The sequence below is a fragment of the Micromonospora sp. U56 genome (assembly GCF_018070095.1).
Classification (GTDB): Bacteria; Actinomycetota; Actinomycetes; order Mycobacteriales; family Micromonosporaceae; genus Micromonospora; species Micromonospora purpureochromogenes.
The window spans coordinates 1-582 of the sequence record NZ_JAGPYL010000289.1 but is presented as its reverse complement, the minus strand read 5'-3'; the positions used below and the strand labels follow the sequence as shown (position 1 = coordinate 582).

The 582-nt window shown below is 75.3% G+C and carries 2 pseudogenes; one reads left to right on the top strand and one right to left on the bottom strand.

From position 1 onward, the window contains the following. Positions 1–223 (bottom strand): annotated as a pseudogene (locus tag KBX37_RS34035) (hypothetical protein); the annotation flags it as partial. 3 nt (positions 224–226) lie between these two features. Here KBX37_RS34035 and KBX37_RS34030 point away from each other — a divergent pair. After that, a pseudogene (locus KBX37_RS34030) lies at positions 227–582 on the top strand (hypothetical protein); the annotation flags it as partial.

Here is a 582-nt window from a genome sequence, read left to right as displayed (position 1 = left end):
CCTCGAGGTCGACGCGGCCGAAGTTGGCGATGGCGCCGCCGTTGCCCTCGGCGTTGTTGCGGGTCAGCGTGACCTTCTTCAGGTGCGCGCTACCGCCCCGCTCGACCAGCAACGCACCACCGTCGGCCTCGAGGTCCTTGTCGTCCTTGCCGTTCTTGTCGTCCTTGCCGTTCTTGTCGTCCTTGTCGTCCTTGCCGTCCTTGCCCCACGGCCCGCCCTGCATGCCTTGGGCTCCCTGCGCGCTCTGGGCATCCTGGGCTCCCTGCCCGCCCTGCGCAGCCGGGGCACCCTGCGGGCCACCCGGGCCCTGCGGGCCACCGGGAGCCGCAGCGGCGGCCGGAGCCGCAGCGGCGGCCGGAGCCGGGGCGGCGGCCGGAGCCGGGCCGCCCGGCACCTGGGGTCCACCCGGTCCGCCCGGTCCACCCGGTCCGCCCGGGCCACCGGGTCCGCCCGGTCCGCCGGGGCCCTGGTCGCCGCCGTACTTGAACTCGGAGGCGTTGCCGCCCTTGAGCGTGAGGTCCTTCAGGGTCAGGTCGCCGCCGTCGGCGACCCGGAACAGCCGGAACGTCTGCTCGGAGTCCC